The organism is Nocardia sp. NPDC051990 (assembly GCF_040680755.1).
Lineage (GTDB): Bacteria > Actinomycetota > Actinomycetes > Mycobacteriales > Mycobacteriaceae > Nocardia.
This window is the reverse complement of the sequence record NZ_JBFAXH010000021.1, coordinates 91005-104921: the sequence shown is the minus strand read 5'-3', so window position 1 is coordinate 104921 and position 13917 is coordinate 91005. Positions and strand designations below refer to the sequence as shown.

The window sequence follows — 13917 nt, the reverse complement described above, 5'->3', positions numbered from 1 at the left end:
TGTGGGCACTGCTGCGCGACAACCGGCCCTTCGACACCAAGCCCCCGAGCGTCACCGGAGCCCCGGTCGCAGCTTGACATCGTCATTGAGATTCCTGTTCATCGGGGCGTGCGGCCAGCACTGTTGGCTCGAACGCTATTGGTCGGCGCATTCAGGCGGGTCGACGTGGTGGGACAGCGGGCTGCCGACCGGGTTCAGGTACAGCACGAACAGCGTCACCGGTTTTGTTCCGAGATTGCGTGCCACATGTGGGTAGGACGGGCCGCTGGGTTCGCGGAAGATGCGGCCGTGGCGGTAGGTGACCGGGACACAGTCGGCACCGGGGTGGTCGAGGATGCCACGGGCGACCAGAACCAGCAGCGTGCCGTCGTGGTAGTGCCAGCCGCTGGTCCCACCCGGTTCGATAACCGTCTGGCGGCCAATGACCTCGCGCCGCCCTAGCGTCAACCGGAACAGCACCCGACTCGCCGTCCCCCGCGCCGGCGCCCCATTCACCTCGAACCTCCGCCACCGCACCACCTCCCCATCGAACCACCGCGCGATCAAGATCAGGTGGAACATACGGCGGCATCGCCTGAATCCAGCCGAGAAGCTCCCGCCATAGGCTCCACTTGATCTTGATTCATCAGGAAATTCTTGTGTGCCGTCACCTCTTGCGTGTACGTATACATCTACGTATAGTGAGTTCATGCCCAACAAGACGATCTATGTTGCCGATGACGATCTGCCGCTATTCCAGCGCGCGCAGGAATTGGTCGGCGGCAACCTTTCGGGGGCGGTGACCACCGCGCTGCGGCGGTTCATCGAGCTGGAAGAGGGCAGGCTGGAGGGCTACGACGAGGTAGTACTCCGGGTCGGTCACAACGGCGCGCGTCAGGTCCGCTTCTCCGGCGCTCTGCTCGGCGAGCATCGCGATGTGAACGAAGAGCGCATCGAACACGTCCGGGTGTATCGCAGCCGGAAGGGCAAGTTCGTCCTCCACGCCCAGTACTCGAACTGGGCCGAATATCCACAGAACACCAATTGGGTCAAGGATCTGACGAACTGGCGTCGCCTGCTCGGCGTCGGCGATCAGGACTGGGGCGACTTCATTTTCGAGGTCGTCGATTCGCTGGGCGAATTGAAGGGGAAGATTCCGGACAAGCTCTATGAGCGGATAGCCGATATCGCCGACCGCCCGCCGGTCGAGGAACTCGATATCTAGCCGAACTCGACAACCCGTCGAATCAACCGAATACAACACACTCGACGCCGCACCGGACTCCGGTCGCGGTGCAGGTAACTCATGCTGTCATTCGAATTAATTTATGAAACTTTCGGGAAGGAAGACCATGACCAACGGTCATCGCGCCCCCGCCATCGCGGCGCAGGGCGTCTGTAAATCGTTCGGTGAACACGTGGTGCTCGACGGCATCGACATCACGGTTCCGGAGGGCACGATCTACTCCCTGCTCGGCCCGAACGGCGCAGGCAAGACCACCACAGTGCAGATCCTCACCACGCTGCTGCGCCCCGACGCGGGCGATATCCGCATCGACGGCCATGATCTGGTCACCGAACCCGATGCCGTGCGCACCGCGATCGGTGTCACCGGCCAGTTCTCCGCGGTCGACGAATTGCTGACCGGACGGGAAAACCTGATCCTGATGGGCGATCTGCATCATCTGCCGCGGCGCGACAGTAAGCGGCTGGCCGCGGAGCTGCTGGAGCGCTTCGATCTGGTTGAGGCCGGTGACAAGACCGCGGCCACCTATTCCGGCGGTATGGTGCGGCGGCTGGATCTGGCCATGACGCTGGTCGGCGATCCGCGCATCATCTTCCTGGACGAGCCGACCACCGGCCTGGATCCGCGCAGCAGGCGGGCGATTTGGGACATGATCCGCACGCTGGTCGACGAATACAGCGTGACGGTCTTCCTCACTACCCAGTATCTCGAGGAGGCCGATCAACTGGCCGACCGGATCGCGGTGCTCGACCACGGCCGGATCGTCGCCGAGGGCACCGCCGCCGAATTGAAGCGGCGGATACCCGGCGGACATATTCGACTGGAATTCGCCGATCAGCTCGGACTCGCCGCCGCGGCAACGGCATTGGGACCGGACGCGCGCGTCGTCGATGACGCGGCCGAAGAGGAGTTCACCCTCGCCGTCCCGAGCGATGGCGGTGTCAAATCGCTGCGCGCGGTGCTCGACCGGCTCGACTACGAACAGATCGAGGTCGCCGGACTTTCCGTGCACACCCCCACCCTCGACGACGTATTCCTCACCCTCACCGGACATCCCACCGCCGAAAAGGAGTTTGCGCGATGAGTACTATGGCTTACGCGCTCGCCGACTCGAAAACGATGTTGCGGCGCAACCTGCTTCATGCGAAGCGGTACCCGAGCATGACCTTCAGCATCATCCTCATGCCGATCATCCTGCTGCTCGTCTTCAACTACGTTTTCGGCGGCGCACTGGAGAAGTCGTCCGGCGGTCACTACATCGACTACTTGACCCCGGGCATGCTGTTGATGATCCCAGCGTATCTGACCGCGGGTGTGGCGGTCTCGGTCTGCACCGACACCACCAAGGGCATTGTGAATCGTTTTCGCACGATGGCGATTTCGCAGTCCTCGGTACTCGTCGGACATGTGATCGGGGCATTGATCCAGGCCCTGCTCGGCATCGCGGCTATGGTCGGTGTCGCGCTGCTCGTCGGTTTCCGGCCGTCGGCGAGTGTCGTCGAGTGGATCGCCGCATTCGGACTGCTCGCCATGCTCGTGTTCGCGCTCACCTGGCTCGCGGTCGGCATGGGACTGGTCGCGTCGAGTCCGGAGAGCGCGAGCAATATGCCCTTCCCGCTGATCATGCTGCCATTCCTCGGCAGCGGGCTGGTCAGCACCGACACCATGCCGGTGGTGATGCGGCAGTTCGCCGAGTACCAGCCGTTCACCCCGCTCACCGAAACCATCCGCGGCCTGCTCATGGGCACGGAGATCGGCAATAACGGCATCATCTCGATCGCCTGGTGCGTCGGCCTCGCGCTGGTCGGATACTTCTGGTCGATCTCGGTCTTCCGCAAGCAGGCCAAGCGCTGAATCACCGAAAGCGTCTATCCCCCCGCCGAATTCGGCGGGGGGATAGACTGTCGCGCCAGCGCGTCAGACCGTTCCGCGGAGGATGATGTTGCCAGTCTTGATACAGAACCCGCATGAGCTCGGCCAGTTCTTCGGGCATCCGTCACCTGCTCCCCGCCTCTCCGCGCCTTTTGTCGGTCGTTGGGTGGTCCGTGGGCATCGTCGCGGGCCGGCGGTTGCGGGGGTGGTCGACTTCTGGATCTACCCGGCGAGGTGCCGATGTTCTCACCAGATCAGTTGTCTCGTCGCATGTCGGTATTTCCTCCTTCATGCAGACCACGTCCCTAGTTGCGTTCCAGTTCAATCGGATGTGTGGCGAGTAGCGACAGGGGGAGCGGCTGGCGGCGGAGCACCTGGGCCCACAGGTCCCGGCGGCCGGTGCTGATCGGATCCGACGGCAGCGCCGACAGGACGATCCAGTCGTTGTTCTGCAGTTCGCCCTCGAGTTGGCCGAAGGTCCAGCCCGCATAGCCAGCGAAGATCCGCAGGCCCTCGATCAGCGGACCGATCTGGTCCGGGTCCGCGTCGAGGTCGACGAGCACGACGCGACCATCGATGCGGCGGAGTCCGCGCACGCCCGCGATCGACGCGCCGACCCGCACGGTGCCGAGGCACAGCGCCGCGTCCCGCTTGACCGGGCCGCCGATGAACAGCGTGCGCGGTGCGGCGGCCGCCTCGGTCCAGCGCGGAAGCACGTCGTGCACCGCGGTATCGCTCGGGCGGTTGAGCACCACACCGAGGCTGCCCGCCTCGTTGTGCTCGATGATGTACACGACGGTGCGCCGGAAGGTCGGCTCGACCAGTTCGGTCGCCGACACCAGCAGGGTGCCTGCGCGCACCACCTGCTCGCCCTGCCGGAAATCGCGTCGCCTGCGGTCACCGTGTCCGCCGCGAATTTTCCGATCGTCCGGGTCATCTGCGCGTGCCACCTCGACATCATCGCACTGGCACGGGCGGTTCGTCGGTCAAGCGGCGTGGCGGATTCTCGGACATAGGGCGCCCTGGAGCGCAAACACCCCGAAACAGACCGGTTAGGGTGTGGCCATGGAACGGCCCGAGGTCCTGCTCGACAACGCTGACACTGTGTACGACTTCTATCGCGACCACCGGCAGAACCGGTTCCAGGCGTGGAGCGCATACGCCTTTCTGGGGCGTCGATACCATCCGCGCGTCACCTATGCCGAGGGTGCGCAAAAGTTACTGCACCAGGTGATTCGCCAGCGCAGGCCGTTGCTCGTCGCGCTCAACCACCTCTCCGAATCCGACCCGTACACCGTCGCCGCCACGGCCTGGCGCAGCGAATTGCGGCGCGTGATCGGGCGGGTCCGCGTGCTGGCCAAGGATGAACTGTTCCTCGACTCCGGCCAGCGCCGCAAGATCGACATGATGGGCGGCATCCCGGTATTCCGCGGTAAGGACCACGGCCTGCGGGCGGTGAATGCGGCCGGGCAGCGGATGATGGATATCTGCGCGGAGCGGATGGCCGACGGCGACGGCATCGCGGTCTTCCCGGAGGGCACCTGCAACGAGGTCGACCACACCGAGGTGCAGACGGTGGGCAGCGGGATCGGGCATATCGCGTTCCGCGCCATGAAGCTGGGTGCGCAGCCAGTCCTGGTCAGCCTGGGGTTGAGCTATGGGCCGCGACCCGATCCCAGCCTGCCGGTCACCAAGGAGGAGGCCAAGGCGGCCAGCTTCTATTTCGGGGTGCCGATCACCGAGCTGCCGAGCAAGCCCGCGGAGATCGCCCGGCTGGTGCGCACAGATCTGCAGCAGGCACTCGACGGAGCCGTCGCCGCGTACTGACCTACAGCGGCAGGCCGAGCTTCTGGCGCGCCCACTGCGGAACCGTCGCGATGTACTCCTGTTGCGACTGGACGAAGTGCCGCACCAGGGGGCACATCGGCAGAATGCCGAAACCCTCCTGACGTGAGGCGTTCAAAGCCGCCTGTACCAGCACCCGGCCGTATCCGCGGCCTTCGTACCCGGAATCGAGCTCGGTGTGTATGAAGGCTCGCTCGGCGCCGGTGTCCTGGTATTCGGCGTAGCCGGCGATGGCACCGTCGACGTAGATCTCGAAGCGTTCCAGCGCGAAGTTGTTACGGACCTCAGTCGACATGGCTCGACGCTACTCCGGTGGGTGCGAAGGGGTTTGCACCGCAATGCCAATCGCAGTCGATCGGCCGCTCGACTTGTCTACCGGCGCGCGGCTGACCAGAATGCTGATGGTCGTGCCGAACGCTTTCGACCCACGGACGGATCCGCGAACGCCGCCAATCGAATACAGCAGAGCCCGGCGGAGGTACGAAACATGATGAGGACGCCAGGTTTTGCGCGAGCGCTGGTCACGGTCGCCGCCGCGAGCCTGATCAGCGGATCGATCGTGACGGGTTGGGCTGCGGCCGCACCCGCCGCATCCTTCGGCGCCTGCCCGGACTCGTCGGTGACCGAGGGCCGCGGTGTGCAGTGCGCGGTGGTCTCCGTCCCGATGAATTACGCCGACCCCGGCGGCGCGCGCATCGAACTCACCGTCAGCCGCATCGGCGCGACCGGGGAGCGTCGGGGCGTCATCGTCGCGAATCCGGGCGGGCCCGGTGCGGATGCCCTCGACTACTGGGCCCGCCGGATCGACTCGATGCCTGCCGAGCTCAATACGCATTACGATCGGGTCGCGGTGCAGCCGCGCGGACTGCGCTGGGCCACGCCGCTGCGCTGCGATTCGCAAACCACCAGCGCGGCCTCGAAATCGGCTGAGGGCGACCAAGTTTCGCTCGGCGGTGGGAACCGCGACGATATCAAGAAGGCCTGTGACGCCGCGCTGCCCGGCTACCTCGACACCATCACCACCGAGAGCACCGCCCGCGATCTGGACGAGGTGCGTGCCGCGCTCGGCGTGGATCGGATCAGTTACCTCGGCACGTCATACGGCACCTATCTCGGCGCGGTGTACGCGTCGTTGTTCCCGAGCCGGGTGGATCGAATGGTGTTGGACTCCAACGTCAATCCTGATTGGGTATGGACCGAGGAGTTCGCTCAGCAGCAGGTAGCGGGCAAGCAGCGGCTCGACGATCTGTTCGCCTGGATCGCCGAACACGGCGGCGAATACGGGCTCGGTGATACCGCACTGCAGGTCTACCAGAACTGGGTGCGCCTGGTCGCCGACCAGGGCGGCGGCTGGTACGCCAACCTGACCCCGCCACCCGCGAGCGTCGCCGACCTGCCCGGCGCGCTACCCGAACCGCTCGCCGAAATCGCCCGCGACGGCTTCAACGACAGTATGGAACAGGCGGGCAAGGTACAGAATCTGGTGCGCCTGCTGGTCACCGGCGGTGCGTCCGCACAGGTGCCGCTGGTCGGTGCGACCGCGGTCGCCACCTACACCCGCACTTTCTGGCCGACTTTCGCCAAGGCGATGGCGGCGGCGAATATCGATCCGAAGAATGTCCGCCAGCTACTCGCCATCGAGGGTGCGACCAGCACCGATCCCACCGGCCGCTTCGTCTTCTCGGCCATCACCTGCAATGAGAACAATGTGCCCGGCCGCTACGAGCTGATCGGCTCGGCCTTCGCCACCATCGCCTCCGGCGGCAACGCCATGGACGCCCGCGCCGACCTGGTCCGCTCCGGAACCGCCTGCGGCAGTTGGAAACCGGTGACCAAGCCGGTACCGATCACCGGCAAGGATCTGCGCACCCGCCCACTGCTACTACAGAGCCGTTGGGATGCGCTGACGACGTACGCGGGCGGCCCGGCCATGGCCCAGGCCATCGGCGGGTCACTGATCACGGTCGAGGGCGGCGACCACGGCGCATTCGGCCGCGGCAACGCCGCCGTCGACGACGCCGTGATGACGTATCTGTGCACCGGTCAGGTCACCATCGACCACGCCGACCAGGCGCCATTGCAGTAGGGGAGCCCGCGCGGCACGGCCGACACCCCGCGTACGGCCGACATCGCCGCCTCTCGTGCGTCTACCGAAGGTTGCGACGATGTGCCGCAACCGGTCTCGCGGGCGGGCTCGGAACTGGCACATACGGTAGCCAATTGCGCGCCTATCCCTGCTCGGCTGTAGTGCGCTCGATCCAGCTCGGCATAGCTGTCGAGACACCATTCGAGCGGTGACGCGGACACCTCCGGGCTATCCCACGGATGCAGTTCTGCGACACGGGAAGCCAGCCGATCCCGTGCGGTCGCGGCCGTGCGCAGAGTTACTCGCCACCCGTCTACGATGAGATCGCTGGCCCGCCGAGCGGGCCTCGGGGGTGAGCCACGTCACTGGTTGATGCTGTCAGGAATTCGGGGGCTGTCTCGTTCAAGGAGCACGCGAACCAGACAGGAGCGAACCATGAAGCACCGCATTGTCGTTCTCGGGGCCGGATACGCCGGAGCCTTCTCCGCCGGATATCTGGCCCGCCAACTCCACTCCGACGACTTCGAGATCACCGTCGTCAACGCCGAACCCGATTTCGTCGAGCGGCTGCGCCTGCATCAGCTCGCCGCCGGGCGGGATCTCCGCCACCGGCCGCTGGCGGAGGTGTTCGCCGGCACCGGCATCCGGCTACGACTGGCGCGGGTAACCAGCGTCGACGCCGAGCACCGGACTGTCACACTCGCCGACGGCGAGGGCATCGACCGGCTCGAATACGACACCCTCCTCTACGCGCTCGGCAGCACCGCCGACCACGACGTTCGGGGCGTCGACGAGCACGCCTTCCACGTGGCCGCGCGGCCGTCCGCGCTGCGCCTGCGCGCACGCCTGGATGCGCTGGGCGAGGACGCGAAGGTGCTGGTAGTCGGCGGCAACCTGACCGCGATCGAGGCCGCCACCGAGATCGCCGAATCCCGTCCAGGACTTCGGGTCAGCCTCGCCACCAGCGGCGAACTGGGCGGCTGGCTGGGCCCGAAGGCCCGCCGTCACCTGCTGCGTGCCTTCGACCGGTTCGGCATCACGGTCCACGAGCACACCACCATCGAACGCGTCGAGCAGGCGGCGGCGGTCGCCGCCGACGGCACCGCTTTCGCTTCCGACGCGACCGTGTGGGCCGCTGGCTTCGCTGTCCACCCGATCGCCGCCGCCAGCGGCCTCGAGGTGGTACCCAACGGCCAGATCGCGGTCGACCGTCAGATGCGGTCGGTCTCGCACCCGGACGTCTACGTTGCCGGTGACAGCGCCTTCGTCATCGGCGACAACGGTCGGCCGTTGCCGATGTCCTGTGCTTCCGCGGGATTCACCAGCATGCAGGCGACGGCCGCGATCATCGGGGACCGGACCGGGCGCAAGATCTCGACGACCTCGCTGTTGTATGTCGGCAACCACATCAGCCTCGGCCGGAAGGACGGGCTGTTCCAGTTGGTCGACGGTGACGCGCAATCGAAGTCGTGGGCCCTACGTGGCCGGGCGGCCGCGCGCGTCAAGTCGGCGATCCTCGATACTTCCGCCTGGAGCCTGAGCCACCCGACCTTCGGAATGCCGAGTCACAAGTACCGCCTGGCCACCACCCGAGAGCACTCGCCCGACGTGGTCGCCGCATAGAGTCGTGCTCATGGACACTGCCACCGTGGCGCGTTTCGAGGCCAGCCGCAATCGGCTGGCCTCGCTCGCCTACCGTCTGCTCGGCTCGGCCGCCGACGCCGAGGACACGGTGCAGGACGCGTTCCTGCGATGGCAGGCCGCCGACCGGGAGTACGTCGAGGTGCCCGAGGCATGGCTGACCAAGATCGTCACCAACCTGGCGCTCGACCGGCTCCGTTCGGCGAAGGTGCGGCGCGAACGCGCGGTCGGCACCTGGATGCCCGAACCGCTCCTCGACGGCGACCCGATGCTGGGCCCGGCCGAGACCGTCGAGCAGCGCGAATCGGTGACCCTGGCGGTATTGACCCTCATGGAGCGTCTGTCGCCGGTCGAACGGGCCGCGTACGTGCTGCACGAGGCCTTTGCGTACAGCCACGCCGAGATAGCCGAGATTCTCGGCATCACCGAGTCCGGGAGTCAGCAACACATTCACCGAGCCCGGCGTCGAATCGCCGTCGCCGGCAACGGCACTGATATCGACCATGCCTCCGCGCGTCGAATCGTCGAGGCGTTCGTCGATGCCGCCTCCTCGGGCCGGACCGAACGGCTGGTGGCGCTGCTGACCGACGACGCGACCGGCGTCTCCGACGGCGCCGGGCTGGGGCTGGCCGAGAAGCTGATCCGGTACTCGACTCCGGAGCGGATCGCCAGCGCGATGCGGGCCGGCTTCAAACCGTCTCCGGCCAAGCGGAGACTCGCCGGTGGCTCGCCCTCGATCCATGCCGTCGTGGTCAACGGCTGCCCGGCCATGCTCGCCACGATCGACAATCGGGTGCTCGGCGTCCTGATCCTGGAGATCCGTGACGACAAGATCGCAGGCGTGCGCGGCCTCGCCGCTCAGGACCGACTCGGTCGGCTCAACGAGGAATGGCAGCGGCAGGAGCATGATGTCCCGCTGATCGAATCGTGGTAGCCGGCCGTCCGACAGTCGATCTCACGTTCGTCCGTCGATTCCCGTCGAACCGTTCGGCGAGCACCGCGACTTGGCCGTGGTCGACGTCGTGGGCGGCGGTGGCTGGGGCCTGGCCTGCGTTGCACCGGCGTCCGATTACGATGGTTCACGAGACACATTGCGCCGCTGACGATTCCCGCAGATCATAGCCGCTTCAGCTCGCCGTCGGGCGGCACACCGATGCTGACCAGGCTCTACGGAACCTCGTCGGTAAGCGCGACCGCCGTTGTCGCGCCGACGGTTTGGGCCGTATCGATCATCACGTCGGCCGTCTCGCGCACGCCACCATCAGGGTCACCCGACGGCAGTCATACGTCCGGTTCCGGCAGGGTCTCGCCCGTCCCCAGCAAGGTCTCGAGATTCGACAAGATGCTCGGCCAGCCGCCGCTGATTCCCGCCAGTACAGCGCTTCCGGGCTCGAAACCATCATGGATGACAGTCAATTTCACGGTTTCGCCCTTGGGCTCGATTTCGAAGGTCGAGCGGGGCTCGCGGGCCCAGGCCGCCACGTCATCCGGGTTCATTTCGAAGGTAGTGGCGAAGGTGGCGTCGAAGGTGTGCCAGGTGTAGGAGAGCCGGGTGTACGGATCCGCCTCCAAGACAACCTGTTTCGCGTCCTTACTGGTCCAATCCTTTTGGTGCCATACCATTTCCGAGACAATAGGCAGCCATTTGGCTGCATGTCAATCAGTGTTGGCAAGAAACAGCATTGTCGCGGCGCAATGTAGTAGATATACTACGAATAGTCCCGATCTCACAACGGGAGGATGAGATGACCATGGGTGACGGCGTCGCGCTCGACGTCGAAAGATTGCGGATGCGGTACGGCACGACCGATGTCCTGCACGATGTGACGTTCCAAGCCCGGCCGGGCGAGGTGCTGGTGCTCCTCGGTCCGAACGGCGCGGGTAAGACCACGACCATTGAAATTCTGGAAGGTTTCCGCATGCGCTCCGCGGGCCGCGTCGAGGTGCTCGGCATGGATCCGGCGCATGCCGACGAAGCTTGGCGGGCGCGCTTGGGTGTAGTCCTGCAGTCCTGGCGCGACCATGCCAAATGGCGTGTGCGCGAACTGCTTTCACACCTCGGCTCGTATTACGCACCATATGGCACGGATACGATCCACCGGCCTTGGGACACTGACGAACTCATTGCCGCCGTCGGTCTCACCGAGCAGGCGAACAGCAAGATCGGATCGCTGTCCGGCGGGCAGCGCCGTCGTATGGATGTCGCCATCGGCATCGTTGGCCGCCCGGAACTGCTGTTCCTCGATGAACCGACCGCGGGCTTCGACCCGCAGGCCCGCCGCGAATTCCACGATCTGGTACATCAGCTCGCCGACGACCGGACCACCATCCTGCTCACCACGCACGATCTCGACGAGGCCGAGAAGCTCGCCGACCGCATCATGATCCTGGCCGGTGGCCGCATCATCGCCGACGGCTCGGCCGACGAACTGTCGCGCCGCATCGCGGGCGAGGCCGAAATCCGTTGGACCCACGATGGACAACGGTTTGTGCACACCAGCACCGAGTCGACCGAGTTCGTCTACGAGCTGTTCAAGCAGCACGGCGACCAGATCGGCGAACTAGAGGTGCGCCGTGCCTCGTTGGAGGACACGTATATGGCGCTGGTGCGGCAATACGAGTCCGGGCGGCTCGAAACCGAGGTCCATTCGCTGGAGGAGGTTACGCGATGAATCCGATCGACGCCACGGTCCGGGCCGGTATCCGGCGTGGACTGATCGAAATGCGGCAAATGCTCACCAATGTGCAGGATCTGTGGGGCATGCTGTTCGCGCCGGTCGCTATGGTCATCGTGCTGTTCTTCATGCGCAAGGCGACCTTCGAGGCGAGCGGCTTCGCACTCGGGTCGCTGGCCCTGCCGAGCATCCTCGGCCTGCTCGTCGCCTTCAACGGTATGTTCGGCATTGCCCAGATGCTGACCATGGAACGCGAAGACGGAACACTGTTGCGCGCCAAGGCAACTCCGAACGGCATGGTCGGCTACCTGATCGGCAAGATCGTAACGACCACCGGCTGGGTAGTCATACCGTTCCTGATCGTGCTGATTTCGGGGCTCTTCCTGGTCGACGGCACCGTAATGGACAGCGTCGGTTCCTGGCTCGGCCTGATCGGCGTCGTCGCGCTCGGCATGCTCGCGACCATGCCGGTCGGCGCGGTGCTCGGATCGCTGTTCAGCAGCCCGCGCAACGTCGGTTTCGTCGCGCTGCCGATCATGGGCATAGTGGGGTTCTCCGGCATCTTCTATCCGATCACCTCCATGCCGGGCTGGCTGCAGGGCGTGGCGCAGGTGTTCCCCGTCTACTGGGTCGGGCTCGGCATGCGTTCGGCGATGCTGCCGGGTGATGCGGTGGCCATCGAACTCGGTCATTCCTGGCGACATCTGGAAACCATTGCCGTGCTAGGTGTCTGGGCGGTGGCCGGGCTGCTGCTCGCGCCGATCGTGCTGCGTAGGATGGCACGTCGCGAGTCCGGGTCGAACGTGGCGGCGCGCCGCGAGAAGGCGATTCAGGGTGCCTACTGAGGTCATCTACAACCGCATTGCCATGTTGCGGGCCGAGCGCGGCATCTCCCGGCGGGAGCTTGCCGAAGCGCTCGGCGTGCACTATCAGACGATCGGTTACCTCGAGCGCGGTGAGTACAGTCCGAGCCTGCATCTGGCATTGCGGATCGCGGCGTATTTCGAGGTCGCGGTGGAGGTCATCTTCTCCGCCACCCCGTTCCCGCGATTGGGTTCCGGCGTCGAATCCGCCCGAGCCGCAGGAGATGCCTGATCGTCACACCGCCTTGCCACGCATGAGAGCGTAGGTGGAAACGGCCCGGCCGTGCTGCTCGCTGGCGGCAACGGCCTTGCGCCAGAATGCCTGTGCGGTGTGGGAGAACGTCGCATCGACACCGACCTCTTCACTGGCGTCGATAATGTGCTGCGCACCCGCGTCCATCATTTTCAGGCTGGCCAGGGTTGCCCAGCCGCCGTTCTGGTTGGCGACCGAGTGCGTCTCCATGAAGTAGGGAAATGCGGCATTCGAGCGGACGGCGAACGGGATGAACTGGGCGATGCTGTGGCCGGAACGCTCGATGACCGCGGTCGCCTGGTCGAAAGCCAGCAGCCAGGGATGGAAGATCGTCAAAAGCGCCTGGTAGAAGACTTGCGCGAGACCGTCGTCCGCGCCGAGGTACTCCTGCGGACTCAGCGGTCGCAGCAGTTCGGCATGCGCGTCGAAGACCGCTTTCGGGCCGCTGTAGAAGATGTACGACGCCGGATGGACGATATTGTCGCCCGCCGACATGACGCCGCCGGAAATGAATTCCGCACCGTGCGAACGCACCCACTCGGCACCCTTGCGCGCTTTCTCCGGCGAGTCCGAGGACAGGTTGGCGATCACCTTGCCCTGGAGGTGGTCGGTGGCCTGCCCCAATACGTCGTACATGGCGGCGTAGTGGGTGAGGCTGAGCACGGTGACCGCATTGGCGTCCAGCGCTTCGGCGACCGTGGCGGCCCGCCGCGCGCCGAGTTCGACCATGGCGTCGACCTTCTCGGTGCTGCGATTCCACACCGTCACCTCGATACCGGCATCCAGGAAGGCTCGGACCATGGCCTGACCCATCGGCCCGAGGCCGACGACGGAGACGGAGGTCTGTTCGGACATGTTGTGCCCCTTCGGTTCTTGTTCGATATGTTGTCGTGCGCGAGATCCATGGTCGTTGTCGCAGGTAGGGTCGGGAAGACCGCACGTTCAGGTGGGGTTGCTTACCTCGAGGTTCGAATTCAGGTCAGAAGGAGCGCGGTGGGCGTGAGCAGTGACATGGATCACAATGTGTGCGGCATGTCGGTGGCGATCGACGTCGTCGGCGGCAAGTGGAAGCTGCATCTGATGTGGGTGCTCGCCGTTGGTCCGCAGCGCTTCGGTCAGATCCGCAGGCTGCTCACCGGAGTCAGCGAAAAGGTGCTCGCGGAGAATCTGCGTCACCTGGAAGCCAGCGGTGTAGTCCACCGCGAGGTCTTCCCCGAGGTTCCCCCGCGCGTCGAATACTCGCTCACGCCACTCGGCGAAGAACTCGAAGTGGCGCTACGCCCGCTCGAGGCCTGGGGCGATAAGCACCGCGACGAATTGCTCGGCAATCTGCTGGCCGCGGCAGGCTAGCCAGGGCGCGACCCGAACCCCGACAAGTCCCCGAGCGCACCGGCGCGGCCGGTATTGTGCACACTGTTCAACGAAGCTTTTGGAGTTAATTTCCTTCTGTCGCAAGA

At 65.5% G+C, this 13917-nt stretch carries 16 protein-coding genes; 11 read left to right on the top strand and 5 right to left on the bottom strand.

The features are described 5' to 3' along the window. Positions 1–135: 135 nt before the first annotated feature. The gene (locus AB0L63_RS28460) at positions 136–495 is read right to left on the bottom strand and encodes a cupin domain-containing protein (protein ID WP_364506764.1); all 360 of its coding nucleotides are present in this window, start codon (positions 493–495) and stop codon (positions 136–138) included. A 193-nt stretch (positions 496–688) separates the two neighbouring features. On the opposite strand from AB0L63_RS28460, the gene AB0L63_RS28455 reads away from it, so the two are divergent. The 3 genes from AB0L63_RS28455 (at position 689) to AB0L63_RS28445 (ending at position 3079) form a co-directional block, all read left to right on the top strand. Continuing rightward, positions 689–1204, top strand: a complete 516-nt coding sequence (locus tag AB0L63_RS28455) for an EXLDI protein (RefSeq protein WP_364506761.1) — start codon at positions 689–691, stop codon at positions 1202–1204. A gap of 127 nt (positions 1205–1331) precedes the next feature. Further along, the gene (locus AB0L63_RS28450) at positions 1332–2309 is read left to right on the top strand and encodes an ATP-binding cassette domain-containing protein (RefSeq protein WP_364506758.1); all 978 of its coding nucleotides are present in this window, start codon (positions 1332–1334) and stop codon (positions 2307–2309) included. Continuing rightward, the gene (locus AB0L63_RS28445; protein WP_364506754.1) at positions 2306–3079 is read left to right on the top strand and encodes an ABC transporter permease; all 774 of its coding nucleotides are present in this window, start codon (positions 2306–2308) and stop codon (positions 3077–3079) included. The genes AB0L63_RS28450 and AB0L63_RS28445 overlap by 4 nt, the downstream gene beginning before the upstream one ends. 323 nt (positions 3080–3402) lie before the next feature. Here the strand turns inward: AB0L63_RS28445 and AB0L63_RS28440 are convergent, their stop codons facing one another. Beyond that, a complete protein-coding gene (locus AB0L63_RS28440) occupies positions 3403–4047 on the bottom strand; it encodes a YqgE/AlgH family protein (RefSeq protein ID WP_364506752.1) in 645 nt (214 codons plus the stop codon). A gap of 115 nt (positions 4048–4162) precedes the next feature. Here AB0L63_RS28440 and AB0L63_RS28435 point away from each other — a divergent pair, with 115 nt between their 5' ends. Beyond that, entirely contained in the window at positions 4163–4924 is a 762-nt protein-coding gene (locus AB0L63_RS28435; RefSeq protein ID WP_364506750.1) for a 1-acyl-sn-glycerol-3-phosphate acyltransferase, read from the top strand. A 1-nt stretch (position 4925) separates the two neighbouring features. Here AB0L63_RS28435 and AB0L63_RS28430 read toward each other — a convergent pair whose 3' ends face one another. Next, positions 4926–5237, bottom strand: a complete 312-nt coding sequence (locus AB0L63_RS28430; protein WP_364506747.1) for a GNAT family N-acetyltransferase — start codon at positions 5235–5237, stop codon at positions 4926–4928. 192 nt (positions 5238–5429) lie between these two features. Between AB0L63_RS28430 and AB0L63_RS28425 the strand changes: the two genes are divergently transcribed. The 3 genes from AB0L63_RS28425 (at position 5430) to AB0L63_RS28415 (ending at position 9603) form a co-directional block, all read left to right on the top strand. Beyond that, positions 5430–7028 (top strand): alpha/beta hydrolase, encoded by a 1599-nt coding sequence (locus AB0L63_RS28425; protein ID WP_364506745.1) that lies wholly within the window; start codon positions 5430–5432, stop codon positions 7026–7028. 435 nt (positions 7029–7463) lie between these two features. After that, positions 7464–8651 (top strand): FAD-dependent oxidoreductase, encoded by a 1188-nt coding sequence (locus tag AB0L63_RS28420; protein WP_364506742.1) that lies wholly within the window; start codon positions 7464–7466, stop codon positions 8649–8651. Positions 8652–8661: 10 nt separating this feature from the next. Next, the gene (locus AB0L63_RS28415; protein ID WP_364506739.1) at positions 8662–9603 is read left to right on the top strand and encodes a sigma-70 family RNA polymerase sigma factor; all 942 of its coding nucleotides are present in this window, start codon (positions 8662–8664) and stop codon (positions 9601–9603) included. Between the two features lie 347 nt (positions 9604–9950). Here AB0L63_RS28415 and AB0L63_RS28410 read toward each other — a convergent pair whose 3' ends face one another. Further along, positions 9951–10292 (bottom strand): SRPBCC domain-containing protein, encoded by a 342-nt coding sequence (locus AB0L63_RS28410; protein ID WP_364506737.1) that lies wholly within the window; start codon positions 10290–10292, stop codon positions 9951–9953. Positions 10293–10414: 122 nt separating this feature from the next. On the opposite strand from AB0L63_RS28410, the gene AB0L63_RS28405 reads away from it, so the two are divergent. From AB0L63_RS28405 to AB0L63_RS28395, 3 genes are read left to right on the top strand one after another with little or no spacing between them, the layout of a single operon-like run. Next, complete coding sequence (locus tag AB0L63_RS28405; protein WP_364506735.1) at positions 10415–11341, top strand: ABC transporter ATP-binding protein; 927 nt, start codon at positions 10415–10417, stop codon at positions 11339–11341. After that, positions 11338–12189, top strand: coding sequence for an ABC transporter permease (locus AB0L63_RS28400; RefSeq protein WP_364506732.1), 852 nt, complete (start codon positions 11338–11340; stop codon positions 12187–12189). The genes AB0L63_RS28405 and AB0L63_RS28400 overlap by 4 nt, the downstream gene beginning before the upstream one ends. Then, positions 12179–12439, top strand: coding sequence for a helix-turn-helix transcriptional regulator (locus AB0L63_RS28395; protein WP_364506729.1), 261 nt, complete (start codon positions 12179–12181; stop codon positions 12437–12439). The genes AB0L63_RS28400 and AB0L63_RS28395 overlap by 11 nt, the downstream gene beginning before the upstream one ends. A 3-nt stretch (positions 12440–12442) precedes the next feature. On the opposite strand, the gene AB0L63_RS28390 is transcribed toward AB0L63_RS28395, so the two are convergent. After that, a complete protein-coding gene (locus tag AB0L63_RS28390; protein WP_364506726.1) occupies positions 12443–13315 on the bottom strand; it encodes an NAD(P)-binding domain-containing protein in 873 nt (290 codons plus the stop codon). 138 nt (positions 13316–13453) lie between these two features. Between AB0L63_RS28390 and AB0L63_RS28385 the strand changes: the two genes are divergently transcribed. After that, positions 13454–13810, top strand: coding sequence for a helix-turn-helix domain-containing protein (locus AB0L63_RS28385; RefSeq protein WP_364506723.1), 357 nt, complete (start codon positions 13454–13456; stop codon positions 13808–13810). The last annotated feature ends 107 nt before the right edge of the window (positions 13811–13917 follow it).

Excerpts from the sequence above, each read along its gene's own strand:
- AB0L63_RS28425 (WP_364506745.1), top strand. The coding sequence starts at position 5,430 with ATGATGAGGACGCCAGGTTTTGCGCGAGCGCTGGTCACGGTCGCCGCC.
- AB0L63_RS28435 (WP_364506750.1), top strand. The coding sequence starts at position 4,163 with ATGGAACGGCCCGAGGTCCTGCTCGACAACGCTGACACTGTGTACGAC.
- AB0L63_RS28400 (WP_364506732.1), top strand. The coding sequence starts at position 11,338 with ATGAATCCGATCGACGCCACGGTCCGGGCCGGTATCCGGCGTGGACTG.
- AB0L63_RS28445 (WP_364506754.1), top strand. The coding sequence starts at position 2,306 with ATGAGTACTATGGCTTACGCGCTCGCCGACTCGAAAACGATGTTGCGG.
- AB0L63_RS28420 (WP_364506742.1), top strand. The coding sequence starts at position 7,464 with ATGAAGCACCGCATTGTCGTTCTCGGGGCCGGATACGCCGGAGCCTTC.
- AB0L63_RS28415 (WP_364506739.1), top strand. The coding sequence starts at position 8,662 with ATGGACACTGCCACCGTGGCGCGTTTCGAGGCCAGCCGCAATCGGCTG.
- AB0L63_RS28430 (WP_364506747.1), bottom strand. The coding sequence starts at position 5,237 with ATGTCGACTGAGGTCCGTAACAACTTCGCGCTGGAACGCTTCGAGATC.
- AB0L63_RS28450 (WP_364506758.1), top strand. The coding sequence starts at position 1,332 with ATGACCAACGGTCATCGCGCCCCCGCCATCGCGGCGCAGGGCGTCTGT.
- AB0L63_RS28455 (WP_364506761.1), top strand. The coding sequence starts at position 689 with ATGCCCAACAAGACGATCTATGTTGCCGATGACGATCTGCCGCTATTC.
- AB0L63_RS28390 (WP_364506726.1), bottom strand. The coding sequence starts at position 13,315 with ATGTCCGAACAGACCTCCGTCTCCGTCGTCGGCCTCGGGCCGATGGGT.
- AB0L63_RS28405 (WP_364506735.1), top strand. The coding sequence starts at position 10,415 with ATGACCATGGGTGACGGCGTCGCGCTCGACGTCGAAAGATTGCGGATG.
- AB0L63_RS28410 (WP_364506737.1), bottom strand. The coding sequence starts at position 10,292 with ATGGTATGGCACCAAAAGGATTGGACCAGTAAGGACGCGAAACAGGTT.